This window comes from Dyadobacter sp., assembly GCF_017744695.1.
Lineage (GTDB): Bacteria > Bacteroidota > Bacteroidia > Cytophagales > Spirosomataceae > Dyadobacter.
Window position 1 is genome coordinate 541,755 of sequence record NZ_JAGIAS010000006.1, and the last position, 22,373, is coordinate 564,127.

Here is a 22,373-nt window from a genome sequence, read left to right on the forward strand (position 1 = left end):
CCCTAAAAAACAGATAGTTACGATTTTGAGAATTTAAGGATCATCTACATAATTGCACCATCTTTGATGTCATTCCTTCCCCCATTCCATCCCCCGGGGGAGAAACTTAAAATTATGGTCATAGCAAATTTCTACCTCAAAAACCCGAAATCAGAGAAAGCGACTCCGATCAATCTAGTATTCAGCTATGGCGGAAAAAAGCCATTCAAGTACGCCACCGGCCTAACCATTGAACCATCGAACTGGTCCTTAGAGAAGATGCGCCTGAGAGAGAAAAGAGGGGTGTCCGAAGCCATCCAACGCAACGCCTTCCTCAACAAGGTCGAATCTTCAATTACCGCAATTTACCACCGTCTCCTCAACGAAGGTCTGCATATCGACAATGACAGCTTACGCCACTCCTTGGACATCGAGCTTGGTAGAGCTTCCTCATCCAAGAAGATGGATTTAACCCAATACATGGACTACATCTGCAAACTCAAAGATAACATAAATTCGAGCGATCGGAGGATAATCAAGGCAGTTGTGGACAATATAAAGCTGTTTTCTGAAAAAGAGCGCCGGCAGCTTGATTTCGAGGATATGACGCTTTCTTTCCGTCATGAGTTTAATGCCTTTTTGGAAAGCCGCGATTACAAACAGAATTCAATTTCTACCTATTTTAGGGCGCTGAAAATTATCCTGGACCAGGCGCAAAACGATGGCTTGAACCCTTTCAATTATTTCCGAAGCCGAAAATTTAGCGCCTCGGCTGAGAAAGTGAAGCGCCCCTCTTTCACCTATGAGGAACTTTTGAAAATACACCGGCTTGATTTATCGAAACAGCACCGCTCATATCGGGATGTTCGAGATATATTCCTGATTGGCACCTTTTCGGTTATGCGAATATCCGACTATAATGGACTTGACACCGGCAACTTTCAAAACGGTTTCATCACGAGGAAGACGCAAAAAACCGGAAAGCAGGTTGTCGTTCCTATGCACTGGATTGTCAAAGAGGTTCTTGATAGGAGGGGAGGCGTTCCTCCGAAAAAATACTCAGATATCACTATAAACCGAGTTATCAAGGAGGTAGCTAAATTGGCAAAGATTGATCACAAATTATTGCTATCTTACACCAAGGGAGGGAAAAGGGTAGAGGAAATTGTTTCGAAATTTCAACTGGCTACATCTCACAAGGCGCGGAGGTCAGGAGCCACCACAATGGTTGAAGCGGGGATTGCCCGCGAAAAGGTAATGATCCTTGGCGGATGGGAGTCGGAAGCATCATTCATTCGGTACCTCGATATAAAAGAGGAGAGAAATGCTGAGGAGCTGGCAAAACATGAGTTTTTTACCCGATCTAAGCCGCCCAAAAATAGCACTGAATTATCTTGAAGGACTCACTTTGTCAATAATTTTGCTTATGGCGTCAATCGCTTCGTTTTTAAAGGCCCCCTCAGCCTCCACTTTGCGTGGTCGCTGAGGGTCTTTATGAATTTCAGTCAGAACCTTATTTAGATATTCGACAACCTGATCCTGACTTCGGCTCTGAATTTGGTCAATAAATGCTATGATTGACTGAGACAGTACGACCTTGTAAGCGTAATCCTCTACGATGGACTTTTGGCGTATGTATTGTTTCGAGCAAAAGGTAGCACCACCCAGCAATATCGTTAATACAGCAATTCTTGATACAACCTGAGCCCAATCATTACCCGTCGCCTTATCTTCCAACAGTAGGTAGGTAACAATTGCGGCAGCTATCAGGAAAAGAATTCCACCAAATAGCCAATATCCGATATTCTCTTTACTTGCCTTGTGCTGAGCAATGAACGCTGCACTAATACCTTCGGTCGCCTTTAATCCAACAGTGTCCTCCGCGGCTTTTAGCAAACCATTTATATGGTCTGCCTTGTCAGTCACCGCCTTTGTGCTTAAAATAGCTGCTTTTATTTCCTCCTCGTAACCCGTAAACTTGAAAGTTGCCTCTGACAGACGCGCTTCATATTCTTCTATCTGTTTATCTTTCAGTTTTTGATCTACGCGAAGTGATTGCAACTCTCCCCAAACATTAGCGATTGTCTGATTGGCACTAGTTGCCTTCTGAACTTCTTTATTCAATGCATCACGGGCAGATCCGGCGTTTTGTGAAAGAATTTCAAGCTCGTTGACGATAGCCTTTCCTCGAACTCCAATTTGGTCAAGAGAATTTAGTTGGTCTTTGATCTCTTGAACCCTTCTCGATAAATAATCGAATTCCTGGCGCAAATCGTTACCGGTGTTTCTTTGGAAGTTCCTGCCAATCGAATCTAGATTACCCGAAAAACTCGAAAGAGATTGCTTGAAGCTCTCCGCATCTTGTGGATCATCGATTGGGCCTGTCCGCAAGAGGAAGTCGCGAAATGCAATCAAATCGTTGAGAGTGTAAGCCGCGAGCGGGTAAGTTGTCAGTGACTCCCTTATAGATCTGAGACTAAAATCCGTTGGCATCTTAAACTGTACGAGTCCCCTGTCGGCCAAAATCCTTTCAGAAAATATGTTTTCAATGCGAAAATTATCAAGTATGTGGATAATCTCACTTGCAATTTCTGGCACTAGTGGGTCTAATTGGGAGTCCATTAACAGGAAAATGAAAAGTTTATTAGAGGAGGTTACTTATGTTAATTTGCAATCTCGGGCTTAATTACATTCAAAAACTTTAGTGTTTTCTCCATTCTCGTCGAAATCGAAACACCATTGTTCAATATTGTATCCACCGAAAGAATTTTTTGCCCTGTATTTGATCCAAGCCTGAAAATGCCTCTTTTTCGTCGGCTTTTCAATGGCATATTCTTGATGATCAATTTCTTGAAAACTATCTGGATCTTTTAGGTTTTCTTTGATATGATGTTTTACCTTATATCTCAAATTTCGGAGAAATTCCGCACGGGCTTTCATCTCTGACTGCTTAGCATCTTCCACTAATTTAGTAGAGTCCGCGATCGACTTTTCTCTTGGTTCAGATGCGGTGAGAGGCTTAGTTTCTGTACCGCATGATCTACCTATTATTCCAACCCAAACAAAAATTCCTACTAAAATGAGGATCCAAATTCCTCTTTTTGGGTTACTAGGCTGCCTCATTTGATTGTTACAAAAATTTAGTCTTTCTGTACAAATCTACCACATTCATCATTTCGTACACATCCGAAAGATAAATTTCCTGGTCCGGGTACAGAGACTTGTCTGGATTTAATGAGGAAACCACCAGGCGGCCATCGTCAACTCTATGGTCCTTGATGTTTTTAACCAAGATTCCATCCTTGTGGACTATGATAAAGTATTTGTAGCTGTGTAGGTGAAATCTGGACTCCCAAAGGACCTTTTCAATAATACGTCCCGTAATTATGTCTCCTTCGATGATTGATTCAAGCGAACCATCATTCATGCTCTCGCCTCTAACTCGAAAGGCGCGGTAAACACCCTTGTTGTATACGTCAACACTGATCATATGCTTGGGAAGGTCTTCTACAAAGTCCGGGTCACTCCATCCAGATAAGTAACCACCGTACGCGTAATACTCCACCAAAGGAACCAGCATGAAAGAATTACCCTTTTCGGTATCGATAAATTCGTTACCGGTCTTTCCCAAGAGTATTGTTTCCGATCCGTCTGGATAGCCGATTTCCTCAACTTCCGGCGAAAGCATGCTACCCTCGCCAGTTATCAACCAATGTTCAGATACTTTCAAATAGTCGCTTATCAAAGCAAGAGTACTTCTATTGTAGGTTTTTCCTTCGTTCTTTACGATTCTACCTATTGTAGATTGGGAAATGCCAGTGTGTTTTGATATGGCGTAATTTGTTGAATTCCTGAGTGTTATTGCTCGTTCAAGCCGCTGTCCAATAGTTGACATTTTTTTAGAATGATTCTAAATTGCTACATAGAAGTAATTTATTGCTGCAAATACTTGCACGATACTTCTATATCGAAGTATATTTGTATCAACAATTGCAGCAAATATAGCAAGCGCAATTGCAACAAGCTAGATAAATCTTGGCTTATGATTTAACGGTTTCGTACTGAACAGGAAAGCTATGTATGGTTGTCAGGTGTATCAAAAATGGAAAAGGTTAAGGGTTTAGGAATAGTCAGGACTGGTAGCGGGAAATTTCTGCTGCCAGTTTAAAAGAAATAAGTCCCCTGCATTGTGGACTGCCCGGAGGTAGCAGGTAGGTACGGGAGCCAAGCCGTGACGGCGTTATAGTAGTGTACTCGCAACATTAAGCACACGGTATCAATGAGAGTGAGGTTACTCCCACCAAGACAAGAAACGGGAGACACATGGTAATAGCGCAGCCAGGTAGCGTACCTCATTTGGGATGAGGGGGGCGCAGGTTCGAATCCTGCTTACCATACCAGGGATGGTAATAAGACAGTAACAACAACCCTAGAAATGTTCGCACCTGTCCCCAACGGATCGAAATGGGCAAAAATTCGACAACATGACAAGGGCGGGGGATTGCAGCTAAAACTTTTTAACCCGTGCAGCGAAGGTAGTTGGGCTGCGATCAACACCCGAAGGCACGCGTCAAGTCCCGGCAGCAGGATGGCTCGTTAAAGTCCTGGGTACCGTGTAGCTCAGTTGGTCAGAGCAGGAGATGTGTTTAGTTATGATTATGGGGAGGCCGCGAAAGCGCTGATGATCTTAGTAACTGGCATGAGTACCCTAGTCGAAGGTTCGAGCCCTTCCACGGTAACGGTTTTTGTAATGTTGTATTCAACAGCATCAGGATTGGCGGCAGGCGCTTGCAGGTCGCCAACTTTAAAGAACCAAAGATATTGGCCGAGAGTAGGCTTTCCGGTGTGCCGCAACAAAAAACACCGGGCTTTAAAGGGTTCTCAATTTAGAGACCCCTTACTCAAAATTGAGTAACCCAATAAATGAATTTCTAGAATTTTAGAAACCCAAAATACTTCATCACAATGCAGGAGCTTATTCAAATCCAGACCAGTAAGGGTGGGAAAAAAATTGTCTCAGCGAAAGAACTTTACGATTTCCTAGACTTAAAAAGCAGGTTCAATGATTGGATCCGGAATCGTATCAAGAAATACGGATTCATCGAGAATCAGGACTTCGTTTGCCTTACTAAAAATTTAGTAACCCAGACCAAAGGCGGCAGGGCCGGAGCGGCAATTGAGATTGACTACGCTTTAACCCTCAACATGGCGAAGGAGCTTGCAATGGTAGAAGGGAACGAAAGAGGCAAGCAGGCCAGACAGTATTTCATTGCCTGCGAAACCATGTTGAAAACTATGGCGACGCCGCCGGCATTCCAATTACCAACCACCTACGCAGATGCATTGCGAAAACTTGCCGAGGAAGTGGAATCGAAAGAGCGCTTATTGCAGGAGAATGCCGAGTTAAAGCCCAAAGCCGCATATACCGATATCGTTTTGAATTCGGTAAGCGATATGACCACAACCATTGTCGCAAAAAGCTTAGGAATGTCCGCGGTGGCGTTAAACGGGCTTCTTTCAGCAGAAAGAATCATCTACAAGAAAGATGGCTGCTATGTGCTGTATCAGAAGTACGCCGATAAAGGGTATGCAACCTATCGGACCCGGGCATATCGCGATCCGCAGACCGGCGAAACCAAGACTGTGAGGTATTTGGTATGGACCGAGGCCGGCAAGGAGTTTATTCACAGAATGTTCAACTATCAATACCAACAGTACCAACTCGGGCAGCGCGCCCACGCTTAACTGTCCTCCTCAGCACTGGAATGCGGTTAAACAACAACCTTAGAATCATGGAAACATTACTTATCACCGATTTTAGAGCAAATCGCGAAGCAAGGCACAAGAAAATAGCAGCTCGATACCGCTCGCTGATCGACCAAGGAGCTATGTCAAAAGTCGCCGTCAAAAAGGTGATGGAAGAGTTTGAGATACTTGATGCTAGCACAGTTTACAGAATTGTTAAAAAGGTACCGGCCGACATCGCTAAAAAATAAACCACCATGAATCAATTGGCAGTATTTGCAGGTCTCTTCCTGCTGGGATTTCTTGCGTCCGGTGTTGACCGGATTTATGACCTGATCGCCGCAAAATGTAATTGGACCGCGGTTTTAATTATTGGCATCGCACTCCTGATCACCAGAGCCGTTCGAAAATCAAACCAGACACCGAAATGAATTCCCTGGAAGAAATCGGCAAATGTCTGCGGCAGATCCTCCAAGACCAAGCCGACATTAAAAGCCAACTTGAAATCATCAAACCCGCACCGGCAATGCCAGAAACCTACATCAACAGCCTCGAAGCGCAACGTATTCTTGACGTTTCCGCGCCCGTATTACTCGACTACATCCGGATTGGTTTGGTGTCAAAACACGAGAATAAAAATGCGCCTACCAATAAGTTTCTAGCCTCAGAGATCCATTGGATATCCAAGCAACGATACAAGCGCCTTAGCGGCCATGAGATCAAGAAGCTGATTGCTCGCAAAGATCAGGAGCTGATCAGAGCCGGCGTATATTCATAATAGTTATCACTTTTTAAACACTTTTTATACAATGGGAAGACGCGACGAATCCATCGGGCAAACACAAAACCCCGCCTCTTGTTTTTTAGAATGGAGGTCTGACGAAGGCACTTTTTCCTTCTGGGATAAGGACAGTGAAACCAGAGTTCCAATTGACCTACCTCTACGTTTTTTGGTCTTAAAGCAGATGATCCGAATTACCGGATTCGATGAAATCAGGCAGCAGGGGATATATTCAAACGAAGTCAAGGATATCAGATATTCGCCGTTTAATGTCCGCTACCAGGATGGAACTCCATTAGCCAAGGGCCTCTATTCGGAAATAAAACCCACCCTGAAAGCAGCCATGGCGCAGTACAGCAAAAGCATTTACGCCATGTCCGAAAAAGGAGAACTGATCTGCATCCGGATCAAAGGGCAGGGACTCATGTCCTGGGAAAACTCCATCGGCAAGGGCGGTCAGCGCTGGCAAGATGAATGGGTAAGTGTTGCCGATTTCGAAACAAGAGAGCATAACAGGGACGGCCAGACCGAAACTTACAGTGTGCCAATTTTTAAGTTCGACGGATCGCTTGGGAAGGATCAAGATGAGTACGCCGAGGGCTTGTACGAGCAAATTGATACCTATTTCAAGTTTGCTGGATCCGCGCAGCCGGAAGCTCAACAACCCTTGCCAGCTCCTGCCTCAACAGTTACAATGCCTCAAACGGCAGCCGCAACCCTTCCACTTACACCGGAAGACGACGACGATTTGCCATTCTAGTGTCAGATTATACTTCATCACCATCATCATCAAATTGCATTAATGAATTTCGAAATCATTTCCATCACAACGCCCTGGGGGAAATTCAATATTGGCGACAATATTCGGGTTTACACCATTCCTCGTCAGCCATTGGCAAAACCACCGTTCGGAGGGCCGACGCTTGATACTCCACAGTCCTATACTGGTAAATTTCTTGGCATAATGGCGCCAAACAGCAAAAGGAAGAGCGGTGGGCTCGGATTCCCTGCCCTGAACTCCTACATTTTATTAGAACGCAATCAGGAGATACCGGTAATTAAGGAGTGCGGAGACATCAACAAGCTCGTAGGCTTCACGAACATCGGAGCTAAACAGCAAGAAATTCCATTTCCAAACATAGCTCAAATTCGCCATGAATGAGATAAACGCAGTTTCCGACTGGATATCAACCATCGTGTGCCTGGCTATTGCTGCCGGATGCTTTTGGTTTGCCTTAAAGCTGATATGGGAAATTAAAAGGGCTCCGAGGATCGACGACGATTCTCCCAACGAGAGACCCAAAAATGCGCAAAACATGCACAAAAGAGGGGTGTGGTAATACTGTCTTTTCCAAGGGCTATTGCAAAGATCATCAGCGTTTAGCCGGAAACGTATATATCATACCGAAGGTAAGCAAGAAGCGAAAAGAAGCCAACAAGAAGTACAGTGAATTACGCTTGGCATTTCTTCATGATAGGAGACTGTGCGAAGCCAAATTGCCAGGCTGCACACGCCGCTCGACGGATGTTCATCACCTGGCAGGAAGAGGAAAGTTCCTTCTCATTGTCAGCACATGGATGGCAATATGTCGGCCGTGCCACAGGACAATTCACGATGAAATGAGCGCGGAGGAAGCCTATGAAAAAGGCTTTAAAATGTATAAATGACTTAGCCTTAATACGAAATGGCAAGACCGCAAAAGCCCGGATTGGAGTATTTTCCAAAGGATTCGGACATGTACAGCGATCGCAAAATCAGGAGACTGATGGCGAAATGCGGACTGGCGGGGGTAGTGGTTTACGATTACTTACTTTGTTTGATCTACGGGAAGGAGGGGTATTTCCTCAGAATTGACCAGGAATTGGCATTTGATATCGCAGACTTTATAGGCTGCTCGGTAAGTGAAGACGATGTCATGTCGATCATTGACGCCTGCCTGCAATTCGACCTTTTCGACAGGGATTTGTTTGAAGCGAGAAGCGTTTTGAGCTCATTTGGAATTCAGGAACGATATCTCATCGCAAAGCGAAACGGATTCATTCGTGAGCAGTACGTTATTGCGGACAAAACCCGAGTTTTTACAGCAGAAACCCAGGTTACTACACGGGAATTCACAGAAACCCATGTTAATGGTGCAGAAAGTGCAGCAAATCAAGCAAAAAGTACACAAAGTAAAGTAAAGGAAATTAAAGTAAAGGAAATTAAAGGAAAGGATAGTGTATTAGGCGCGACTGACGTCGCCAATCCACCACCACAGAATTTGAATTCCGAACTACCTTTTAAACCGCCAGATAAAAAAAACACCCCCCCAGTTCCGCGGCGCCCCCCCACCGACGATTCGGTGAAAAAGTTTGAGCTTGTCGAGGATGAGCGAGGGGTAGTTCGATGCACGGTGCTTCAAGCAATGATTGAAGAGTACAAAAAACAGCATCATGGGCTGTACACCGATCAGATGTATGAAGAATTCCTAACGCACTGGTCAACGCCGCTGGAAACCGGCAAGCCTAAATGGCGAGAGCAAATTGAAAGAAAAAACGGCGCCTTCCATATTCCTGGACGCCTGGCAACTTGGAAAAAAAATGAATTCAGTTCAACATTACAACGAGGAGCAGTACCGAAACCACATCCTACAGCCAAAGGGAACTTTGAGTACCGAGGAGGAAGAGTTCTTAACGACGTGGAAGAGTGAGGGACCGCAAACGCTTCCATTGACCGACGAAGAACGGGTAGCCGTTGAACAGGTCGCGATCCGCTTAGCTGTCGCCGAAGCAGAGAAAAAGAAAGGGCTGGCAAGGTACAATGAGCTGTATTGGCGATCAGTCGAGGACGTAAGATACTTCCCTCAGCTTTCAGCAGACGAGTTTTTCGAATTCATTGTGGAAGCCGGCAAACGTAGGTCCGTGGAGCGGAACTGGTCGCAAGAGTTCCAAATTGATAATGACAATCGGGTTATTGTCAAGGCGCTCGCTCGATATTTTACCGATACACCTTCCTTCGTGAAGATGTCAGAGGGCTTTTCCCTAAACAAGGGAATTCTCCTCATCGGAGACACCGGATGCGGCAAAACGCAGCTAATGGAGCTCTGCACACGGAACCAGAAGGCGCCGTACACACGGCACAATTGCCAGCAGATAGCCCGCGAATACGCCGGCAGTGGGCAAAAAGGAGGGGAAACGGTGATTGTGGAGTATTCCGGCAATGAGCGAAGTGTGAACGGAGTCCTTTCGATGGGCTATGAATTTTTCGGCCGCTTTTTCGACGATCTCGGGGCAGAGAGCACCAACGTGAAGCATTTCGGCAATGAGAGCAATGTAATGGCCGAGATTATTTCAAAACGCTACGATGCCTACCAGCACCATATGACCCACTTTACCAGCAATCTAACTCTGGAAGAGCTTAAAACAGTCTACGGGAAGCGGGTCTACGACCGACTGCGAGAGATGTGCAACATTATCGAGTTCTCTGCCAGCGCCAAATCAAGGCGCAAATGATCAAAAACGGATTTTATCCCAAAACCAAGAAATAGCAATGTATTACGCTCTAAGAGTCCTGGCAATTGTGGTACTGGTCAATGTATCCGTTTTGCTCATCAACATCCCCAACGACTTCACATTCTATGGGGCATTTATCCCACTCGGGATAATCATTTACCTGGCATATCAAGTTTTCAAACATCTAAAAACTAAATTCCAATGAACAGAAAGTTAATTATGGGCGGAATTACCGGTGCTCTCATCTTCCTCGCCATTTCATGTCAACCATTCACCTACGAGAACATCGATGCTGGCAACGTTGGTATCCAAATCAACCTCTACGGTTCGGACAAGGGAGTTGATGATATTTCCATCGTCTCAGGCCGCGTATGGTACAACGATTGGACAACAAAGGTTGTAGAATTCCCAACCTACACGCAGAGCGTAGATTATGAGCCATTCGCAGTCACCACCAAGGACGCGGCCGAGTTCAAAGTCGATCCAAAGCTAAACTATCATATTAACCCGGGTATGGCACCAAAGATTTACCGGCAGTACCGGTTGTCGCTACCGGAGATCCAGCAGGGGTTTATGAAAAATTTAGTCTACGACGCTTACCGGATTGCCGCTAACAGTTTTACATCCGATAGCGTAATGGCTAACCGGGAAACATTCGAAAACAAGGTCCAGGATGTTTTAAAAAAGACGCTCGGGAAAGATGGATTTGTGTACGATCAGCTGACCTCAGCTATTACGCCCCCCGCATCTCTTCGCGCCATGATTGACGGCAAGAATGCATCGATTCAGGCCAAGCTGAAAGCGGAGAACCAGGCGAAGCAGGCGATCGCCGAGGCGACCGTCACCAAAGCAAAGGCAGAAGGAGCCGCGGCCGCAACGATTATCCAAGCCAAGGCAGAGGCCGAAGCCAACAGATTAAGGCAGCAAACACTAACGCCGCTTCTGATTCAACAGCTTTGGATTGAGAAATGGGATGGCGCTCTGCCAAGCACTCAAACCGGCTCAGGATCCTTGATTCAAATTCCAGTAAAGTAATCGCGAATAGTTAGTACCGCACATGAAAAAGAAAGTCAGCCAGTCCGAAATTTTAAAAGACACCATTTCAGTCCTCGAATACACAGGAAGATCAAATAAACGGTTCATTGGGGGAGTTGACCCCGACGTAAAGAAGCCAGGCTTTGCGGTTTGGGACCAACAACTAAAAGAATGGGCCGCTTACGGATCGGTCGCTTTTGAAAAACTGGCTGACTCTTTTTCGGATTTCCCAAAGGAAGACACCACGATTTATGTGGAAGCCGGATGGATGAATAAGATCACCAACTTTCATGGGGTGTCCGGCTATGCTGCAAAAGGAATTGCAATGAGAGTTGGGCAAAACCACGCAGCGTCCAAAATAATCGCTTCTGAGCTGCGATCATTAGGGTTTGAGGTGGTAGACGTCAAGCCACTATTCAAAGGACGCCTAAAAGGCAAAAACGGATGGACGCAGCAGGGGAGGGAGCACATCGAACAAGTTACCGGCATTACCAGCCGAATTAACGACGAAGTCCGAGACGCCCTTTACATCGTCGTCAACAAAACCAAGTAATTCACCTTCATCAACAGATTGAAATTATGCCACTACCAGGCGACAACCTCAAAGAGGCCTACCGCCTTCTCCGCGAGGCTATACAGCGATTGAAAGAAAAAGGGCCCGAAGCCGACCTAGCCAAAGTGAGAGATCTAATCTGGCAGTCCGCCGACATCTTGCAGCGAGAAGAGACTGATATCGTTCGATGGGGAGACATCACAAGGCTTTCAGATCATACTTATGAGCCATATAATTCGATCAAAGCGGCGATCTCCATGCTAATGAAAATCAACTTAAATAAACTTCCAAAGCAAGGCGGTGTCGATATCATCGAATGCATCAAAACGCTAGAAGCTACCGCAAAGGTGCTATCTCATCCAATTCAAGAAAGATTATTTTTTAGCTACTTATGAGCCCATCAACAACACAAGCAAGACAGAAAAAGAAGAGGCCGGGTACCGAGCTTTTGAAGGTCACTGTCAATTCTAAGGAATTTTTGAAAGCCTGCGCTGTCGTCGCCCAGGCGATCAATACAAGACCGGTAGTTCCAGTGTACGGATATATAAGGGTAGAGCTATCTGAGGGAAAACTGTTTTTCTGCGGAAGCAACCTCAATCAGACGGTAAAAACGTCGTTCGAGCACACGTCCGAAGCAAATGGCTCGTTCCTTTTTCCGGCCGATATCGGGCTAAATCTGCTTAGGTCACTACCGGACGGACCGATCGGAATCGGACATTTTGTTAACAGTGAAACTCAGACGACGACAACCACCGGCGGCACCTCCACGGTCACCCAGGATGCTTATCGTTTGGAGCTCGAAATCGACGGTAAATTTTACATTTTGGAAACAGAAAATCCAAAGGACTACTCAATTCCGGTCAAACCAACTGAATACCAGGAAATCTACCTCACCGTTCATGAGCTTACAAAGTCCATGACCTATTGCAAGGACTCTGTTATAAGCGAAAAAGCGGGCCGGCCGTCGTTAGAAGGTATTTTAATCAGTATCGTCGGCGAATCATTGACCGTTGTAAGCTCGGACGCCTCGGTACTTATCGAACGGAAGACATTGATCCAAAACAGTGATGGAATTTCAACACAAGCAACTGTTCCCGTTGGTTTTGCTAATTTGTTGTCGATCTTTTCGGCGGAAATCGCGGCCGTAAGGTTTCACTCCAATTCTTTGGAAGTGTCGGACGGGACGTCCACCGTTGAAACACTAGTCTGCGCTGAACCATTCCCAGATTATGCCCCTCTACTTCCCAAAAGCTCGGTATCGGAAGTGCTGCTTTCGATGGAGTCTCTAAAATCAACTTTCAGCAGATCCGCATTTTTCGCAGATAAGACATCGGGAACAACAAAGTTGTCATTTTCAGAAAATGAACTGCTGGTGGAGGTTCCACCAGGCGCCTACTCAAACGAGTCGCTAGAAAGTATCGAGATTGCGCAATGGTCTGGCCCGTCAGCCGATGTTTGGCTCAACATTCACAAGGCTAGTCGTATACTGTCTAAGGTTCATAGTCAGGATGTCGAAATTAAGCTCAACGGATGGATGCGGCCGGTTATGGTACATCCTAAGTCTGACCCAGGGCTTACAATTCTGGTCATGCCGGTTGACCCTGAAAAGCTCTAAGATCTGCCAGCATAGCTCACTGAAAAAGACCACAACCATTCAATTCCCTCAGTAATGTTTTCAAAGAAAATCAGCGAGACTGAGCAGGTAGTTATTACCCGTTCTGACGGTCAAACGATTGGCCGATATCAAGAAAAGAAGGAAGGGAAATGGGTGAACCAAGTTTGCCGAATTTACCCAGGTGATCACAAAGGCAATATCGTTGAAGAGCTCCAAATGGCCTTTCAACAGCAAAAAGCCCAAGATCAAGCCTACTTCGAAAGTAAATTAGAACCATATCATTAATCACTTCAAAACAAACAGCAACAATGAAAAAGCTCTTTTTTCTTATCGCTTTCCTTTTAATGATTTCCTGCAAAAAGCGAGTCGAAGTTATACCGGTGCAGCGCACCTTGAATGGCACAGTTTGGAAAAAGTACGAGCTGAGGAGCGGCGACCGGGACGTACACAAGGTTTTAACCTTCCGAGCACCGAATATCATCAACATTGCGGTCCGAGATGATCATGGTTATCTGTTCGCCGACTTCCAAAAGGAGTACACCTACATCTACGAGCATCCAAATTTCACCGTGTTTGCTCCCAATAATCTTCCCGATTTCGGTCGCCTGATGAATGAGGAGACTATCGAGTTCAACGGCGAGATATTCCTGAAATCTAAGTAGCGCTGAGGCCGGGAAGCTAGGTAATGTCGCCTCTCCGAAACGGACATTACCCGGAATATTACCTATCCATATTTAGCCCAACATTATGAGCACAATCATTATCACGCCGGCAGTGATCGAAATGTTTCAGAAATCTCTCACTGATCCCAAAGGCAATAATTTACCCTTCGATTCGATGACAGAATGCTTTGAAAAATCGGAGACGGTTACAGCCAAACACACCCTAGCGGAGCAGTATCAACAGCGAATCAACCGCCACATACCTAAGCTCATTCTGTACATCGTAATGGATAATGTTTTGGGACAGTGCGACGGAAAGGATGAGAAAGGATGCCTCGGGTACCACCTGCGGATAACAGAACCAACACCTTAACTGAGTCGAACCATTATGAACGAATTGATCCTACGAATAAACACGGACGAGGCCGCGAGTGAATGGCTATTCGAAGTATATAAATCCCTGGATATAGTGATTGATCACCTGGAAGAGAAAGGAGAGCTGACCGAACAAGAACGCGAAGAACTTGCCCGGAAACAGGCTCAACGAGAGAAAGCTTTGAATGCACTCCTCACACTCCAAGATCACAAACTGTAACCTTAAATGAGTTGAACCGGTATGACGAAGATCACCTCAAAGGAACTAGTACTGCTTGAAAAGTGCCACGTTACAGTACACTATCTGAAAACATGGCCGGAGCACTATGACGATGTAGAAAGTGGCCGCAAGAAGGCGGAACTGCGCAAAAACGACCGAAAGTTTAAGGTTGGTGATTATTTAGTGCTGCAACGCTGGGAGCCAAATTTAGAGCAGTTCACAGGCGAAAATGAGTTATTGCTAATTAGTCACGTCCTGCATGGCGGGTCTTTTGGCCTCGAAACGGGACATGCTATGCTCTCTTTCTACCATCCAGATTTGCGGTTCCTGTATTACAAGAATATCAAAACGTAAACTTTAACAATCTCAAACTCATATGAACACTTATAGCAAATATTGCCCCAATGTGTTTTTAGCGAAATGCGAGGAGCAGCACGAAAAAGGCTCGACTATCATTTTGGGAACAAAATATGGGCAGGAGCATGAATGTATTGTCTTCAACCTAATCTATCAGAAAGACGGCTTTTACTACTATTCCATAGTTCGAGCTGATGGATTCAACACCCAGGAATGGGCTAAGAGAAAAGCTGAACGACTGAACGGCGCCAGTGCCAGAGCAGATGCAAAAAGCAATGAATACTGGAAAGCTTCCCAAGAAGGGAAAGACTTTCTCGTCCTGGCCGAGCCAATTAAGGTAGGGCACCACAGCGAGAAGAGACACCGGGCGCTGATCGAACGCAACCATAACAGAATGGGTAAGTCGGTCGAGCTTTCTAAAAAGGCAGACAGTTACAGCAGTAGGGCGGAATACTGGGAGAAACGGGCCAGTACCATTAACCTTTCCATGCCGGAAAGTCTTGAATACTATGAATTTGAACTCGAAAAAGCCATTCTGACGCATCAAGGACTTAAAGACGGTACGATTGAACGAAGCCATTCCTTCTCACTTACCTATGCGAAAAAGGAGGTCAATGAAATAACTAAAAAAGTCGAGTTGGCAAAAAAACTTTGGGCCTAACGAAGGTCAATACGGCTCAACTAACATTGTCGAGTTCTCCATTTCTCATCATCTAACTTCAAATCGCGTTATGCAAGTATCCTTAGTTTCGATAACCAAATCTTGCCTCCCAATGGGAGAGCAGCTAACGGCAGAGCAGCTCATAGTTTTCATTGCCAGGGTAAGCAATCCCGGAAATCAGCTAAACCACGAGACTGCGGACAAGCTTATTTCTTACCTCATCAAAAATAAACACTGGTCACCGTTTGAGATGGTAGACATGACCGTCGAGATTGAGACAAGCCGCGGGATCGCTCAGCAGATTCTCCGACACCGATCGTTTAGCTTCCAAGAATTCAGCCAGCGTTACTCGGAAGCCACCGACATGGAACCTATCCAGCTTCGGAAGGCAGGCAGTACAAACCGGCAAAGCAGCACGGAGCAATTCAATCCGGAGATTGAGGCGAATGGTAACGTTTGGAATGCCGACGAACTGATCGAACTTCATTTGAAAAGTGCGAACGCTTTGTATCAGCAGCTCCTGCGCGCCGGCGTCGCGAAAGAGTGCGCCCGGTTTGTACTGCCAATTACCACTCAATCCAAAATTTACATGAAGGGAAGCGTCCGGAGCTGGATTCACTATCTGCAAATCCGCTGCGACGAACACACCCAATTGGAGCACCGGCAAGTTGCCGAATGCATTCGGGTTGTTTTTATCGAGCAATTCCCCAACATAGCCACAGCCCTTGGGCTTTGATCGAGATGAAAGGAACAGAAAATTTCAAAAAGGTGATCAGCCAACACCTGGAAAGCTTGGCCGCGGTGGACTCGCTGTTTGCCGAAACGCTGAAAAAGCCGAGCAAGAGCATCGATGATTGTATTACCTACATCCTCAACGAGGTTCAAAAAAGCGGATGTAACGGCTTTGACGACTCGGAGATTTTCGGAATGGCGGTTCACTACTACGATGAAGACAACATAACCGTTGGAAAACCGGTAAATGGCAGGGTAGTGGTCAACCACTCCGTCGAACTTAGCCAGTCCGAGATTGACCAGGCTAAACAGGCCGCACTCGACAAGGTTATTGCTGACGAGAAAGAGCGAATTAAGAAAAAGTCCAACCCTAAAAAGGAGCAGGCGCCAGCGGCAGCTCAACAGCTCCTCTTCTAAATAGACGATGATACCTAAAACAGCATTTCAGCGGAAGGTAGCGGGTTTTAAGGCCAAATTGAAACCCGTTACCGACAAACAAATCAGTTGGGGATACGACCAATGTTTTGAGAAAAGAGGCCGCGTACAAAAACAGCGCGCCGGCTGCTTCGAATGTGGGCATTCCTGGAAAATAGAATCCAACCTCGTTGCGCAATTGGCGGGATGTGAGTGCCCTGCTTGCGGCCAGCAATTGAAAATGGATCCTACGCCAAAGCGGACCCGGCAGGAAGTGGCCTATATGTCGATTCTTACTACGTCAAATGGCTTCCAGGTAGTGCGGACTATTTTCATGAAAAAGACCGGCAAGATCGGCGGCGAAGCAGAATACTTCGCAAAGGAGGTCATGCAGCACTGGATCAGTGAGAAAGGCAAAGCGCTAGTATTTTCGAGATCGGTAGGCGGTTTTAGTTACTACTATGATAATTGGCTTTTTTTCTCCGATATGGAAATGCGAAGTGTAGGATCACAGCGATATGCACAAAGACACTTGATAACTCCCAATCGGATTTATCCACGGCAATCGATTTTGCCAATTATCAAGCGGAACGGATTCATGGGTGACTTTTGCAACATGCAACCTGCAAGGTTTTTTGAATTTCTCCTCAGCGACAACAAGGCAGAAACCCTCTTGAAAACTGGCCAGACAAGCATGTTTCAATACCATGCCCAGCATCGAGATCACATTAACTGGATCGATGAATATTGGCCGAGTATTAAGATTTGCATTCGTAATGGTTACGCGATCCCGGATGCATCAACCTGGAAGGACTACATCTCCCTGCTCCGAACATTTAACAAAGACCTCCTCAGCAGCGTATATGTGTGTCCGGTTGATTTACACAAGTCTCATAATAAGCTTGTCGAGAAGCGTATCGAACAGCAGCGACGCGCAAGGCTGGAACAGCAGCGCCAGGAGATGGAGGCGGCTCAACTGCTGTACGAACAGCAAAAGGGTAAATTTTTTGGGGTCGCATTTAGCGACGGCGACCTAACCGTCAAAGTGCTTGAATCCGTGAGCGAGTTCGAAAAGGAGGGCTATATACTTAAACATTGTGTGTTCACGAATGGCTACTATAAAATGGCCGATTCGCTGGTATTGTCCGCCCGGATTGGGGAGCAGTTGATCGAAACTATCGAACTCTCCCTGTCGTCACTGCAAATCCGCCAGTCGCGGGGACTTCACAATAAAGCCACTGAACACCATGAGAAAATAATCAACCTGGTCACTCAAAATCTTCCCGCCATTTCCCGGCTGTTGAAGTGATATGACCAGCTGATCAGTGCAATCAATTTTTATTTATCAACAACTAAAAACTATCACATGGCATCGTGGTATCTATGCAAAATCCGGTTTCAGAAGGAAGATGAAGCCGGAGCTCTCAAAACAATCAATGAAGCCTTCCTATTCGACGCAGTTTCGTACACTGAAACTGAGGCAGCGGCTTACGCACAAATCGTCACCGGCGCGAGTGATTTCAGCATTACCAGCATCACCCGTTACCGCCTGGCTGATCTCTTTTCCTATGAGGACGGCGAGCAATGGTTCAAGGCAAAGCTGATCTATTTCTCAGTAGACGAAAAATCGGGCAAGGAAAAGAAGATCGTGAATTACATGCTGGTGAACGCAGAAGGCATTCAGCAGGCGCTCGACCGCATCAACGAGGGCATGCGCAATTTCCTCATCCCATTTGAGATTGTCGAAGTTGCTCTCACGATTATCAGCGATGTATTTCCGTACACTGGTGAAAAGAATGACGAGCTGGAAGTGCCCGAGAATATGCTCACACTTTCCGAGGCTATTGCAGAACGACGTCAATAAGCGGAGTAGAATAGTCGGAATTTATATACGGGCTAGAAATCCCCCGTATATAAATTCTAGTTTTTGCCGGTATAGGAAATTGCTTTCAGAGGGAAATGAAGAAACTTAACAGAGAATACAAAACCTTACCCTGGTTATATTTTTATTCGTCTGATTTTTAGTGACCTATTTTATAGTGAAGTACAATTGATTTCCTACTCACGAGGATTCAAGAAGCCATCTTCATCAATTGCAACTTCTCTTTTTACTTCTTCGTATTCCCTTGGTGTCGGCTTGGAGGAATGGATCAACTTCTCCTCCAACGTTAAGTGATTTCGAAGAAAATCGACGCAATCCATCATCTTTTCAAGTGTCGATTCAATCATTTCTGGTGATGCGAAATCTACGAATTCGTTTTTCTTGAACTCAAATTTGCCAAAATCTAGTTCAAAAGTTCGATCTTTTAGGGGCCTGCTATTAAAATGAAGGCAATTTCTCAATGTATTCACAAACTCCAAGAACTCTTTGAATTTTTTGATTTGACTAGACAATTCTTGATTTTCTATTTTTTTAAAAACAAGGTTGTATTTTTCCCCTAGTCCGACAAAATCTGAATGAAGTTTTCCTTGGATCTTTTTTATTGTTAGTTCGGTCAGTCCAGCTAAAAACTTGGATATCTGTGAAAAAGTTTTGTTTGATTTAATTTCTTTTTCTTCATCAGTTGCAAGTTTTTCAAACATTACATCTATCATATCTTCAAATACAATCCAGATCGAAAATATCAACTGTGCTTTGTATCTGTCGTGATATGCTTTTAATTTGTCAGGAGATCCGATATGGAAAATATTGCTGTAATGATCATTTTCTCTCTTTGCATCTTTTGAAAAATACGGATTTAAAGTTCCATCTGCCAAGGCCGGATGTATTTTGTTTACGAAAAAAGGCAATTGCAGGTCAACATAAAAGTTGTAAATTAAATGAGATAAATTAGCAAAGAATTCGTTCCGAAGATCTTCCTTTTCAAATTTTTTGTTTTTGGAAAGTTCGGCAGCTCGCGATTGTAACTTCCAAAGCATATCGAGGTGATCTAGGAATTTGTTGTGATCTTCAAATCGCGGGAATTTTGGCATGTTTTAAGAATTTGAGTAATTAAATGTGTTTTTCGATTCGTTAGTTCAATAAACTGTTTGACTCTCAGTGTAATATGTCTTTCCGCTACCAAGCTTGCCAACGATAATTTCCTCGCCCTCGGGAGATGTCTTCCTTTTCGGATTATGGACGAACCTGTGATCCTTGTTTTCCATTTCGAAGACGTCGTCGGACGTTTTGAGCTTTTCGAGTTCCTCAGTCGCTTCAACCGTTACAGTCTTGATCGCGTTGTGCAATTCCTTCACCTTGCCGGCTGGGATGTTCTTCGCGATCGAGTAGGGGGAGATTTTCGCGCACCAAAGAATCTCGTCGGCGTAAGCGCTCCCAATCCCACGAATCTTGTCCTGTTTCTGTATAACCTCCTTGATTTTCCCCGAGGCCTTCGAGAGGTACTTCGCGAAATATTCCAGGGTAAAGTCGTCGCTGAGAATATCAGGAACATTTGGCACCTCTGGGTTCAGTATTGGCTTCGCCTGGCCCATGCCATCCAGCACCATTATCCCCGCTCCGTTTTCAAACAGGAGTTCAAAGATTGGGTTTCTAAGGTTCTCTTCGGTCGGTAGTAGCACCATTTTCCCGGTCAGCATCATGTGTATGCCCAGAACGTTACCATTATCGAAATGCAGGTGCAGCTCCTTTCCGTTACGGTCTACATATTGAAGCCTAGACCCCTTGAATGCGTCATTAAATTCGTCGTTGGAGGCTTTCACGCGCTTTTTCCAAAGAACGTCGATGCTTTTGAATTTCTGACCCTTGAAATGCTTTTGCAAGGTGATCCCTACGATGTTGAGCTCTGGTACTTCTGGCATGGCTGTGGTGTTTGTTGTTGAAGTTTACTACTGAATATTTGCCGATAGAAAGGCGGTAATTCCTTCCAGATACTTGTCGATCGGACTCACCTCCATTGGAAGGCGTGCCAAATTCATTTCCCGAACCGTGACGTTAAATGCACCATAAGTATGTGCTTGTGACAAGGTAATCATTGTCTCCATTACCGAAACGGCGTGATCTGTCACACCGAACGTAAACAGTCCGGGCTGTTCAATCTTAAAAACTGTTTTGCCCTTGAATGTCAGCAGCCTTTCCGGTTCGGCTATGTCTACGGTACCTTCACTGACTCTCCCAATCTCGATCGTAGTCAAAAATGTGATCATGTCACCGTTATAGTCGGAGATAGTGGTATCTACCAGTAGGCCATGCCGGGTGATTGTCTCATTTGTGATTTGATCGAGCTTCGCCTTATCAAAATCGAACAGTTTGGAATCGGATGTGTAGATGAAAAAATCCATGTGGTTTATCTGGCGGTATTGAATTGCAACTTACAGGAAGTTTTGGCTATTTTACTGGTCTAAACTCGATGTTCTATGGAAATTGATAAAAGCTTTAAAGGGTATAAGTCCTGGAAAGAAGGATCCAAGCAGACGGTAATTGCTGAACCTGGCGAAACGAAGGATGATGCTATTCAATTTATGCATGCTCATCTTGATCATTTTAACCTCAGGGGAGAATTCACGTTCAATGCTGGGAACGTCGTGCAGAATGGTAACGAGTTTATTTTTACAATCAACAAATTAGGCGGTAAACCAAGAGTCAACAGGCTCCGTTTGGGCCTCGGAGTGCAACCAGAAATTGATAGTGCCTCAAAAAAGTGAGAGCTGGCTCGGCGGCGTTTCGTTGGCGATCGTTTGGTCTAATGCCGGCATTTCAGGATAGAAATAAGGGGTTGTCGGCTCGTCTGAGGTACGGAAATCCTGCATGATAGTGCATGCCTGCATTTTCTCGCTGTCATATTGGGTGGTTGCGATCTGAGTTATTCTTTCTTCCGACAAGTCCCCCGTAATCCACTCCCATGCCAACGCAGGATCCAATATCACCGGCATTCGGTTCTTAGCGTTGTGTACCTGCGACATCAGCTTGTTGGCTTCAGTAGTGACGATCGTTACTGTTTCAATATGCTCTCCTGTCTTGCGATCGGTCCAAGGGTTCCATACACCAGCCATGAAGAAATATTCCTGATCTTTCAGATTAACGAAGTACGGGTACTTGTCTGCGGTTTTTAGCGGCTCTCCGGTTTTCTTGTTTCGACGGTACACATGGCGCCAGTCAAAGAATCCAGTCGACAGGACCAGACAGCGGCGGTGAAGGGCGGCATCGCGGAACATCTTTTCACGACCCGTCTTGGGATCGATCGAAAGAAGTTCCTCGCCCCGGGCGTTCAACGTGGTAATTCCTTGCTGATAACTGCCGTCCGGTTTCTTATATCCATTCCGGAACTCTTTCGCTCGGTCGCGGTCAGAAACATATGGCGGCAGGAATCCCCATTCCATTTCGACGATATCATAGTCGTTTTTCGAAAAGTTGGGTTTGATCACGAATACGGGGGCATAATCGAAACCATTGTTGATCGGCTTCGCCTGGTCCAGTTTGAACTTTTTAATGTCCTTCTCGATATCTTTCAAGGTAACGTACTCAGTACGCAATACCTTTTGCCTGTTGTAGTTACACATTTTTTCTTTCTTTAAAGTATGCAACAATTGCCCTTCCTATCATCACAGCGTCATCCTGTCTTTTGGGATCCTCCGGGACGGACATCCAGTGCTTTCGGCCGTTGGTTAATTCCGCTCTGGTAAGAAATAAATCTTTTTGTCCGTCTGAAAATATTACCCTAAAAACGACACGTCCCTGCATTTCCAGTACTTGAATGTGCAGAACCTGTCCTCTGTGGTCAATTTTGAAATCATCTGCAGTAAATGCCATGAC

Annotated in this window: 33 protein-coding genes and 2 tRNA genes; 27 read left to right on the forward strand and 8 right to left on the reverse strand. The window is 45.3% G+C overall.

Annotation, left to right across the window (positions count from 1 at the left end):
- The first annotated feature begins 114 nt into the window (after nucleotides 1-114).
- On the forward strand, nucleotides 115-1,377 hold the full coding sequence (locus J7619_RS22940; RefSeq protein WP_291204200.1) for a phage integrase SAM-like domain-containing protein: 1,263 nt from the start codon (nucleotides 115-117) through the stop codon (nucleotides 1,375-1,377).
- On the opposite strand, the gene J7619_RS22945 is transcribed toward J7619_RS22940, so the two are convergent.
- From J7619_RS22945 to J7619_RS22955, 3 genes are read right to left on the reverse strand one after another with little or no spacing between them, the layout of a single operon-like run.
- Nucleotides 1,369-2,601 (reverse strand): hypothetical protein, encoded by a 1,233-nt coding sequence (locus tag J7619_RS22945; RefSeq protein WP_291204203.1) that lies wholly within the window; start codon nucleotides 2,599-2,601, stop codon nucleotides 1,369-1,371. The two genes, J7619_RS22940 and J7619_RS22945, sit on opposite strands and share 9 nt — an antisense overlap.
- A gap of 60 nt (nucleotides 2,602-2,661) precedes the next feature.
- On the reverse strand, nucleotides 2,662-3,102 hold the full coding sequence (locus J7619_RS22950; RefSeq protein ID WP_291204204.1) for a hypothetical protein: 441 nt from the start codon (nucleotides 3,100-3,102) through the stop codon (nucleotides 2,662-2,664).
- 7 nt (nucleotides 3,103-3,109) lie between these two features.
- A complete protein-coding gene (locus tag J7619_RS22955; protein ID WP_291204206.1) occupies nucleotides 3,110-3,874 on the reverse strand; it encodes a helix-turn-helix domain-containing protein in 765 nt (254 codons plus the stop codon).
- Between the two features lie 428 nt (nucleotides 3,875-4,302).
- Between J7619_RS22955 and J7619_RS22960 the strand changes: the two genes are divergently transcribed.
- The 25 genes from J7619_RS22960 (at nucleotide 4,303) to J7619_RS23080 (ending at nucleotide 18,485) form a co-directional block, all read left to right on the forward strand.
- Nucleotides 4,303-4,379 (forward strand) — tRNA-Pro (locus tag J7619_RS22960).
- Between the two features lie 209 nt (nucleotides 4,380-4,588).
- A tRNA-OTHER gene (locus tag J7619_RS22965) sits at nucleotides 4,589-4,718 on the forward strand.
- 226 nt (nucleotides 4,719-4,944) lie between these two features.
- Complete coding sequence (locus tag J7619_RS22970; RefSeq protein WP_291204209.1) at nucleotides 4,945-5,724, forward strand: phage antirepressor KilAC domain-containing protein; 780 nt, start codon at nucleotides 4,945-4,947, stop codon at nucleotides 5,722-5,724.
- Between the two features lie 47 nt (nucleotides 5,725-5,771).
- The gene (locus J7619_RS22975; protein ID WP_291204212.1) at nucleotides 5,772-5,975 is read left to right on the forward strand and encodes a hypothetical protein; all 204 of its coding nucleotides are present in this window, start codon (nucleotides 5,772-5,774) and stop codon (nucleotides 5,973-5,975) included.
- Between the two features lie 6 nt (nucleotides 5,976-5,981).
- On the forward strand, nucleotides 5,982-6,155 hold the full coding sequence (locus J7619_RS22980; RefSeq protein WP_291204214.1) for a hypothetical protein: 174 nt from the start codon (nucleotides 5,982-5,984) through the stop codon (nucleotides 6,153-6,155).
- On the forward strand, nucleotides 6,152-6,502 hold the full coding sequence (locus J7619_RS22985; RefSeq protein ID WP_291204216.1) for a hypothetical protein: 351 nt from the start codon (nucleotides 6,152-6,154) through the stop codon (nucleotides 6,500-6,502). Before J7619_RS22980 ends, J7619_RS22985 begins: the two co-directional genes overlap by 4 nt.
- 31 nt (nucleotides 6,503-6,533) lie before the next feature.
- Entirely contained in the window at nucleotides 6,534-7,265 is a 732-nt protein-coding gene (locus J7619_RS22990) for a hypothetical protein (protein WP_291204218.1), read from the forward strand.
- A 42-nt stretch (nucleotides 7,266-7,307) separates the two neighbouring features.
- Complete coding sequence (locus J7619_RS22995; protein ID WP_291204219.1) at nucleotides 7,308-7,667, forward strand: hypothetical protein; 360 nt, start codon at nucleotides 7,308-7,310, stop codon at nucleotides 7,665-7,667.
- Nucleotides 7,660-7,845: a hypothetical protein gene (locus J7619_RS23000; RefSeq protein ID WP_291204221.1), complete on the forward strand. Its 186-nt coding sequence runs from the start codon at nucleotides 7,660-7,662 to the stop codon at nucleotides 7,843-7,845. The genes J7619_RS22995 and J7619_RS23000 overlap by 8 nt, the downstream gene beginning before the upstream one ends.
- Nucleotides 7,846-8,190: 345 nt before the next feature.
- Nucleotides 8,191-9,195: a DUF4373 domain-containing protein gene (locus tag J7619_RS23005; RefSeq protein ID WP_291204224.1), complete on the forward strand. Its 1,005-nt coding sequence runs from the start codon at nucleotides 8,191-8,193 to the stop codon at nucleotides 9,193-9,195.
- 19 nt (nucleotides 9,196-9,214) lie between these two features.
- On the forward strand, nucleotides 9,215-9,997 hold the full coding sequence (locus J7619_RS23010; RefSeq protein WP_291204226.1) for an ATPase: 783 nt from the start codon (nucleotides 9,215-9,217) through the stop codon (nucleotides 9,995-9,997).
- A 201-nt stretch (nucleotides 9,998-10,198) separates the two neighbouring features.
- The gene (locus tag J7619_RS23015) at nucleotides 10,199-11,032 is read left to right on the forward strand and encodes an SPFH domain-containing protein (RefSeq protein ID WP_291204228.1); all 834 of its coding nucleotides are present in this window, start codon (nucleotides 10,199-10,201) and stop codon (nucleotides 11,030-11,032) included.
- Nucleotides 11,033-11,054: 22 nt separating this feature from the next.
- A complete protein-coding gene (locus tag J7619_RS23020) occupies nucleotides 11,055-11,585 on the forward strand; it encodes a hypothetical protein (protein WP_291204229.1) in 531 nt (176 codons plus the stop codon).
- Nucleotides 11,586-11,611: 26 nt separating this feature from the next.
- Nucleotides 11,612-11,980, forward strand: coding sequence for a hypothetical protein (locus J7619_RS23025; protein ID WP_291204231.1), 369 nt, complete (start codon nucleotides 11,612-11,614; stop codon nucleotides 11,978-11,980).
- Nucleotides 11,977-13,200 (forward strand): hypothetical protein, encoded by a 1,224-nt coding sequence (locus J7619_RS23030; protein WP_291204234.1) that lies wholly within the window; start codon nucleotides 11,977-11,979, stop codon nucleotides 13,198-13,200. Before J7619_RS23025 ends, J7619_RS23030 begins: the two co-directional genes overlap by 4 nt.
- 54 nt (nucleotides 13,201-13,254) lie before the next feature.
- Entirely contained in the window at nucleotides 13,255-13,485 is a 231-nt protein-coding gene (locus J7619_RS23035; protein WP_291204237.1) for a hypothetical protein, read from the forward strand.
- A 23-nt stretch (nucleotides 13,486-13,508) separates the two neighbouring features.
- Nucleotides 13,509-13,862: a hypothetical protein gene (locus tag J7619_RS23040; RefSeq protein WP_291204240.1), complete on the forward strand. Its 354-nt coding sequence runs from the start codon at nucleotides 13,509-13,511 to the stop codon at nucleotides 13,860-13,862.
- Nucleotides 13,863-13,947: 85 nt separating this feature from the next.
- The gene (locus J7619_RS23045) at nucleotides 13,948-14,235 is read left to right on the forward strand and encodes a hypothetical protein (protein WP_291204243.1); all 288 of its coding nucleotides are present in this window, start codon (nucleotides 13,948-13,950) and stop codon (nucleotides 14,233-14,235) included.
- Nucleotides 14,236-14,259: 24 nt separating this feature from the next.
- Nucleotides 14,260-14,457, forward strand: a complete 198-nt coding sequence (locus tag J7619_RS23050) for a hypothetical protein (protein WP_291204245.1) — start codon at nucleotides 14,260-14,262, stop codon at nucleotides 14,455-14,457.
- 21 nt (nucleotides 14,458-14,478) lie between these two features.
- Nucleotides 14,479-14,811, forward strand: a complete 333-nt coding sequence (locus J7619_RS23055; RefSeq protein WP_291204247.1) for a DUF3850 domain-containing protein — start codon at nucleotides 14,479-14,481, stop codon at nucleotides 14,809-14,811.
- A gap of 22 nt (nucleotides 14,812-14,833) precedes the next feature.
- Nucleotides 14,834-15,475 carry a DUF3560 domain-containing protein gene (locus J7619_RS23060; RefSeq protein WP_291204249.1) on the forward strand — a complete coding sequence of 214 codons (642 nt, stop codon included), beginning with the start codon at nucleotides 14,834-14,836 and terminating at the stop codon, nucleotides 15,473-15,475.
- Between the two features lie 70 nt (nucleotides 15,476-15,545).
- Complete coding sequence (gene thyX, locus J7619_RS23065) at nucleotides 15,546-16,211, forward strand: FAD-dependent thymidylate synthase (protein WP_291204251.1); 666 nt, start codon at nucleotides 15,546-15,548, stop codon at nucleotides 16,209-16,211.
- A gap of 5 nt (nucleotides 16,212-16,216) precedes the next feature.
- Entirely contained in the window at nucleotides 16,217-16,624 is a 408-nt protein-coding gene (locus tag J7619_RS23070; protein WP_291204253.1) for a PcfK-like family protein, read from the forward strand.
- Between the two features lie 7 nt (nucleotides 16,625-16,631).
- Entirely contained in the window at nucleotides 16,632-17,930 is a 1,299-nt protein-coding gene (locus J7619_RS23075; RefSeq protein WP_291204255.1) for a PcfJ domain-containing protein, read from the forward strand.
- Nucleotides 17,931-17,987: 57 nt separating this feature from the next.
- Nucleotides 17,988-18,485 carry a DUF4494 domain-containing protein gene (locus J7619_RS23080; RefSeq protein ID WP_291204256.1) on the forward strand — a complete coding sequence of 166 codons (498 nt, stop codon included), beginning with the start codon at nucleotides 17,988-17,990 and terminating at the stop codon, nucleotides 18,483-18,485.
- 194 nt (nucleotides 18,486-18,679) lie between these two features.
- Here the strand turns inward: J7619_RS23080 and J7619_RS23085 are convergent, their stop codons facing one another.
- From J7619_RS23085 to J7619_RS23095, 3 genes are read right to left on the reverse strand one after another with little or no spacing between them, the layout of a single operon-like run.
- Nucleotides 18,680-19,594 carry a hypothetical protein gene (locus J7619_RS23085; RefSeq protein ID WP_291204259.1) on the reverse strand — a complete coding sequence of 305 codons (915 nt, stop codon included), beginning with the start codon at nucleotides 19,592-19,594 and terminating at the stop codon, nucleotides 18,680-18,682.
- 45 nt (nucleotides 19,595-19,639) lie between these two features.
- Complete coding sequence (locus tag J7619_RS23090) at nucleotides 19,640-20,422, reverse strand: DNA-formamidopyrimidine glycosylase family protein (RefSeq protein WP_291204262.1); 783 nt, start codon at nucleotides 20,420-20,422, stop codon at nucleotides 19,640-19,642.
- Between the two features lie 27 nt (nucleotides 20,423-20,449).
- The gene (locus J7619_RS23095) at nucleotides 20,450-20,902 is read right to left on the reverse strand and encodes a hypothetical protein (RefSeq protein WP_291204264.1); all 453 of its coding nucleotides are present in this window, start codon (nucleotides 20,900-20,902) and stop codon (nucleotides 20,450-20,452) included.
- A gap of 75 nt (nucleotides 20,903-20,977) precedes the next feature.
- On the opposite strand from J7619_RS23095, the gene J7619_RS23100 reads away from it, so the two are divergent.
- Nucleotides 20,978-21,265 (forward strand): hypothetical protein, encoded by a 288-nt coding sequence (locus J7619_RS23100; protein WP_291204266.1) that lies wholly within the window; start codon nucleotides 20,978-20,980, stop codon nucleotides 21,263-21,265.
- On the opposite strand, the gene J7619_RS23105 is transcribed toward J7619_RS23100, so the two are convergent.
- Together J7619_RS23105 and J7619_RS23110 are read right to left on the reverse strand one after the other, a co-directional pair.
- The gene (locus J7619_RS23105) at nucleotides 21,254-22,120 is read right to left on the reverse strand and encodes an SOS response-associated peptidase (protein WP_291204267.1); all 867 of its coding nucleotides are present in this window, start codon (nucleotides 22,118-22,120) and stop codon (nucleotides 21,254-21,256) included. The two genes, J7619_RS23100 and J7619_RS23105, sit on opposite strands and share 12 nt — an antisense overlap.
- Entirely contained in the window at nucleotides 22,113-22,370 is a 258-nt protein-coding gene (locus J7619_RS23110) for a hypothetical protein (RefSeq protein ID WP_291204269.1), read from the reverse strand. Before J7619_RS23110 ends, J7619_RS23105 begins: the two co-directional genes overlap by 8 nt.
- Between the last annotated feature and the right edge of the window lie 3 nt (nucleotides 22,371-22,373).

Coding starts and splice junctions, on each gene's coding strand:
- J7619_RS23100 (WP_291204266.1), top strand. CDS start 20,978: ATGGAAATTGATAAAAGCTTTAAAGGGTATAAGTCCTGGAAAGAAGGA.
- J7619_RS23030 (WP_291204234.1), top strand. CDS start 11,977: ATGAGCCCATCAACAACACAAGCAAGACAGAAAAAGAAGAGGCCGGGT.
- J7619_RS23045 (WP_291204243.1), top strand. CDS start 13,948: ATGAGCACAATCATTATCACGCCGGCAGTGATCGAAATGTTTCAGAAA.
- J7619_RS23075 (WP_291204255.1), top strand. CDS start 16,632: ATGATACCTAAAACAGCATTTCAGCGGAAGGTAGCGGGTTTTAAGGCC.
- thyX (WP_291204251.1), top strand. CDS start 15,546: ATGCAAGTATCCTTAGTTTCGATAACCAAATCTTGCCTCCCAATGGGA.
- J7619_RS23025 (WP_291204231.1), top strand. CDS start 11,612: ATGCCACTACCAGGCGACAACCTCAAAGAGGCCTACCGCCTTCTCCGC.
- J7619_RS22945 (WP_291204203.1), bottom strand. CDS start 2,601: ATGGACTCCCAATTAGACCCACTAGTGCCAGAAATTGCAAGTGAGATT.
- J7619_RS22975 (WP_291204212.1), top strand. CDS start 5,772: ATGGAAACATTACTTATCACCGATTTTAGAGCAAATCGCGAAGCAAGG.
- J7619_RS22985 (WP_291204216.1), top strand. CDS start 6,152: ATGAATTCCCTGGAAGAAATCGGCAAATGTCTGCGGCAGATCCTCCAA.
- J7619_RS23060 (WP_291204249.1), top strand. CDS start 14,834: ATGAACACTTATAGCAAATATTGCCCCAATGTGTTTTTAGCGAAATGC.
- J7619_RS23055 (WP_291204247.1), top strand. CDS start 14,479: ATGACGAAGATCACCTCAAAGGAACTAGTACTGCTTGAAAAGTGCCAC.
- J7619_RS23095 (WP_291204264.1), bottom strand. CDS start 20,902: ATGGATTTTTTCATCTACACATCCGATTCCAAACTGTTCGATTTTGAT.
- J7619_RS23070 (WP_291204253.1), top strand. CDS start 16,217: ATGAAAGGAACAGAAAATTTCAAAAAGGTGATCAGCCAACACCTGGAA.
- J7619_RS22950 (WP_291204204.1), bottom strand. CDS start 3,102: ATGAGGCAGCCTAGTAACCCAAAAAGAGGAATTTGGATCCTCATTTTA.
- J7619_RS23005 (WP_291204224.1), top strand. CDS start 8,191: ATGGCAAGACCGCAAAAGCCCGGATTGGAGTATTTTCCAAAGGATTCG.
- J7619_RS23090 (WP_291204262.1), bottom strand. CDS start 20,422: ATGCCAGAAGTACCAGAGCTCAACATCGTAGGGATCACCTTGCAAAAG.
- J7619_RS23085 (WP_291204259.1), bottom strand. CDS start 19,594: ATGCCAAAATTCCCGCGATTTGAAGATCACAACAAATTCCTAGATCAC.
- J7619_RS23020 (WP_291204229.1), top strand. CDS start 11,055: ATGAAAAAGAAAGTCAGCCAGTCCGAAATTTTAAAAGACACCATTTCA.
- J7619_RS22940 (WP_291204200.1), top strand. CDS start 115: ATGGTCATAGCAAATTTCTACCTCAAAAACCCGAAATCAGAGAAAGCG.
- J7619_RS23105 (WP_291204267.1), bottom strand. CDS start 22,120: ATGTGTAACTACAACAGGCAAAAGGTATTGCGTACTGAGTACGTTACC.
- J7619_RS23110 (WP_291204269.1), bottom strand. CDS start 22,370: ATGGCATTTACTGCAGATGATTTCAAAATTGACCACAGAGGACAGGTT.
- J7619_RS22970 (WP_291204209.1), top strand. CDS start 4,945: ATGCAGGAGCTTATTCAAATCCAGACCAGTAAGGGTGGGAAAAAAATT.
- J7619_RS22990 (WP_291204218.1), top strand. CDS start 6,534: ATGGGAAGACGCGACGAATCCATCGGGCAAACACAAAACCCCGCCTCT.
- J7619_RS22955 (WP_291204206.1), bottom strand. CDS start 3,874: ATGTCAACTATTGGACAGCGGCTTGAACGAGCAATAACACTCAGGAAT.
- J7619_RS23040 (WP_291204240.1), top strand. CDS start 13,509: ATGAAAAAGCTCTTTTTTCTTATCGCTTTCCTTTTAATGATTTCCTGC.
- J7619_RS23080 (WP_291204256.1), top strand. CDS start 17,988: ATGGCATCGTGGTATCTATGCAAAATCCGGTTTCAGAAGGAAGATGAA.
- J7619_RS23000 (WP_291204221.1), top strand. CDS start 7,660: ATGAATGAGATAAACGCAGTTTCCGACTGGATATCAACCATCGTGTGC.
- J7619_RS23035 (WP_291204237.1), top strand. CDS start 13,255: ATGTTTTCAAAGAAAATCAGCGAGACTGAGCAGGTAGTTATTACCCGT.
- J7619_RS22995 (WP_291204219.1), top strand. CDS start 7,308: ATGAATTTCGAAATCATTTCCATCACAACGCCCTGGGGGAAATTCAAT.
- J7619_RS23015 (WP_291204228.1), top strand. CDS start 10,199: ATGAACAGAAAGTTAATTATGGGCGGAATTACCGGTGCTCTCATCTTC.
- J7619_RS22980 (WP_291204214.1), top strand. CDS start 5,982: ATGAATCAATTGGCAGTATTTGCAGGTCTCTTCCTGCTGGGATTTCTT.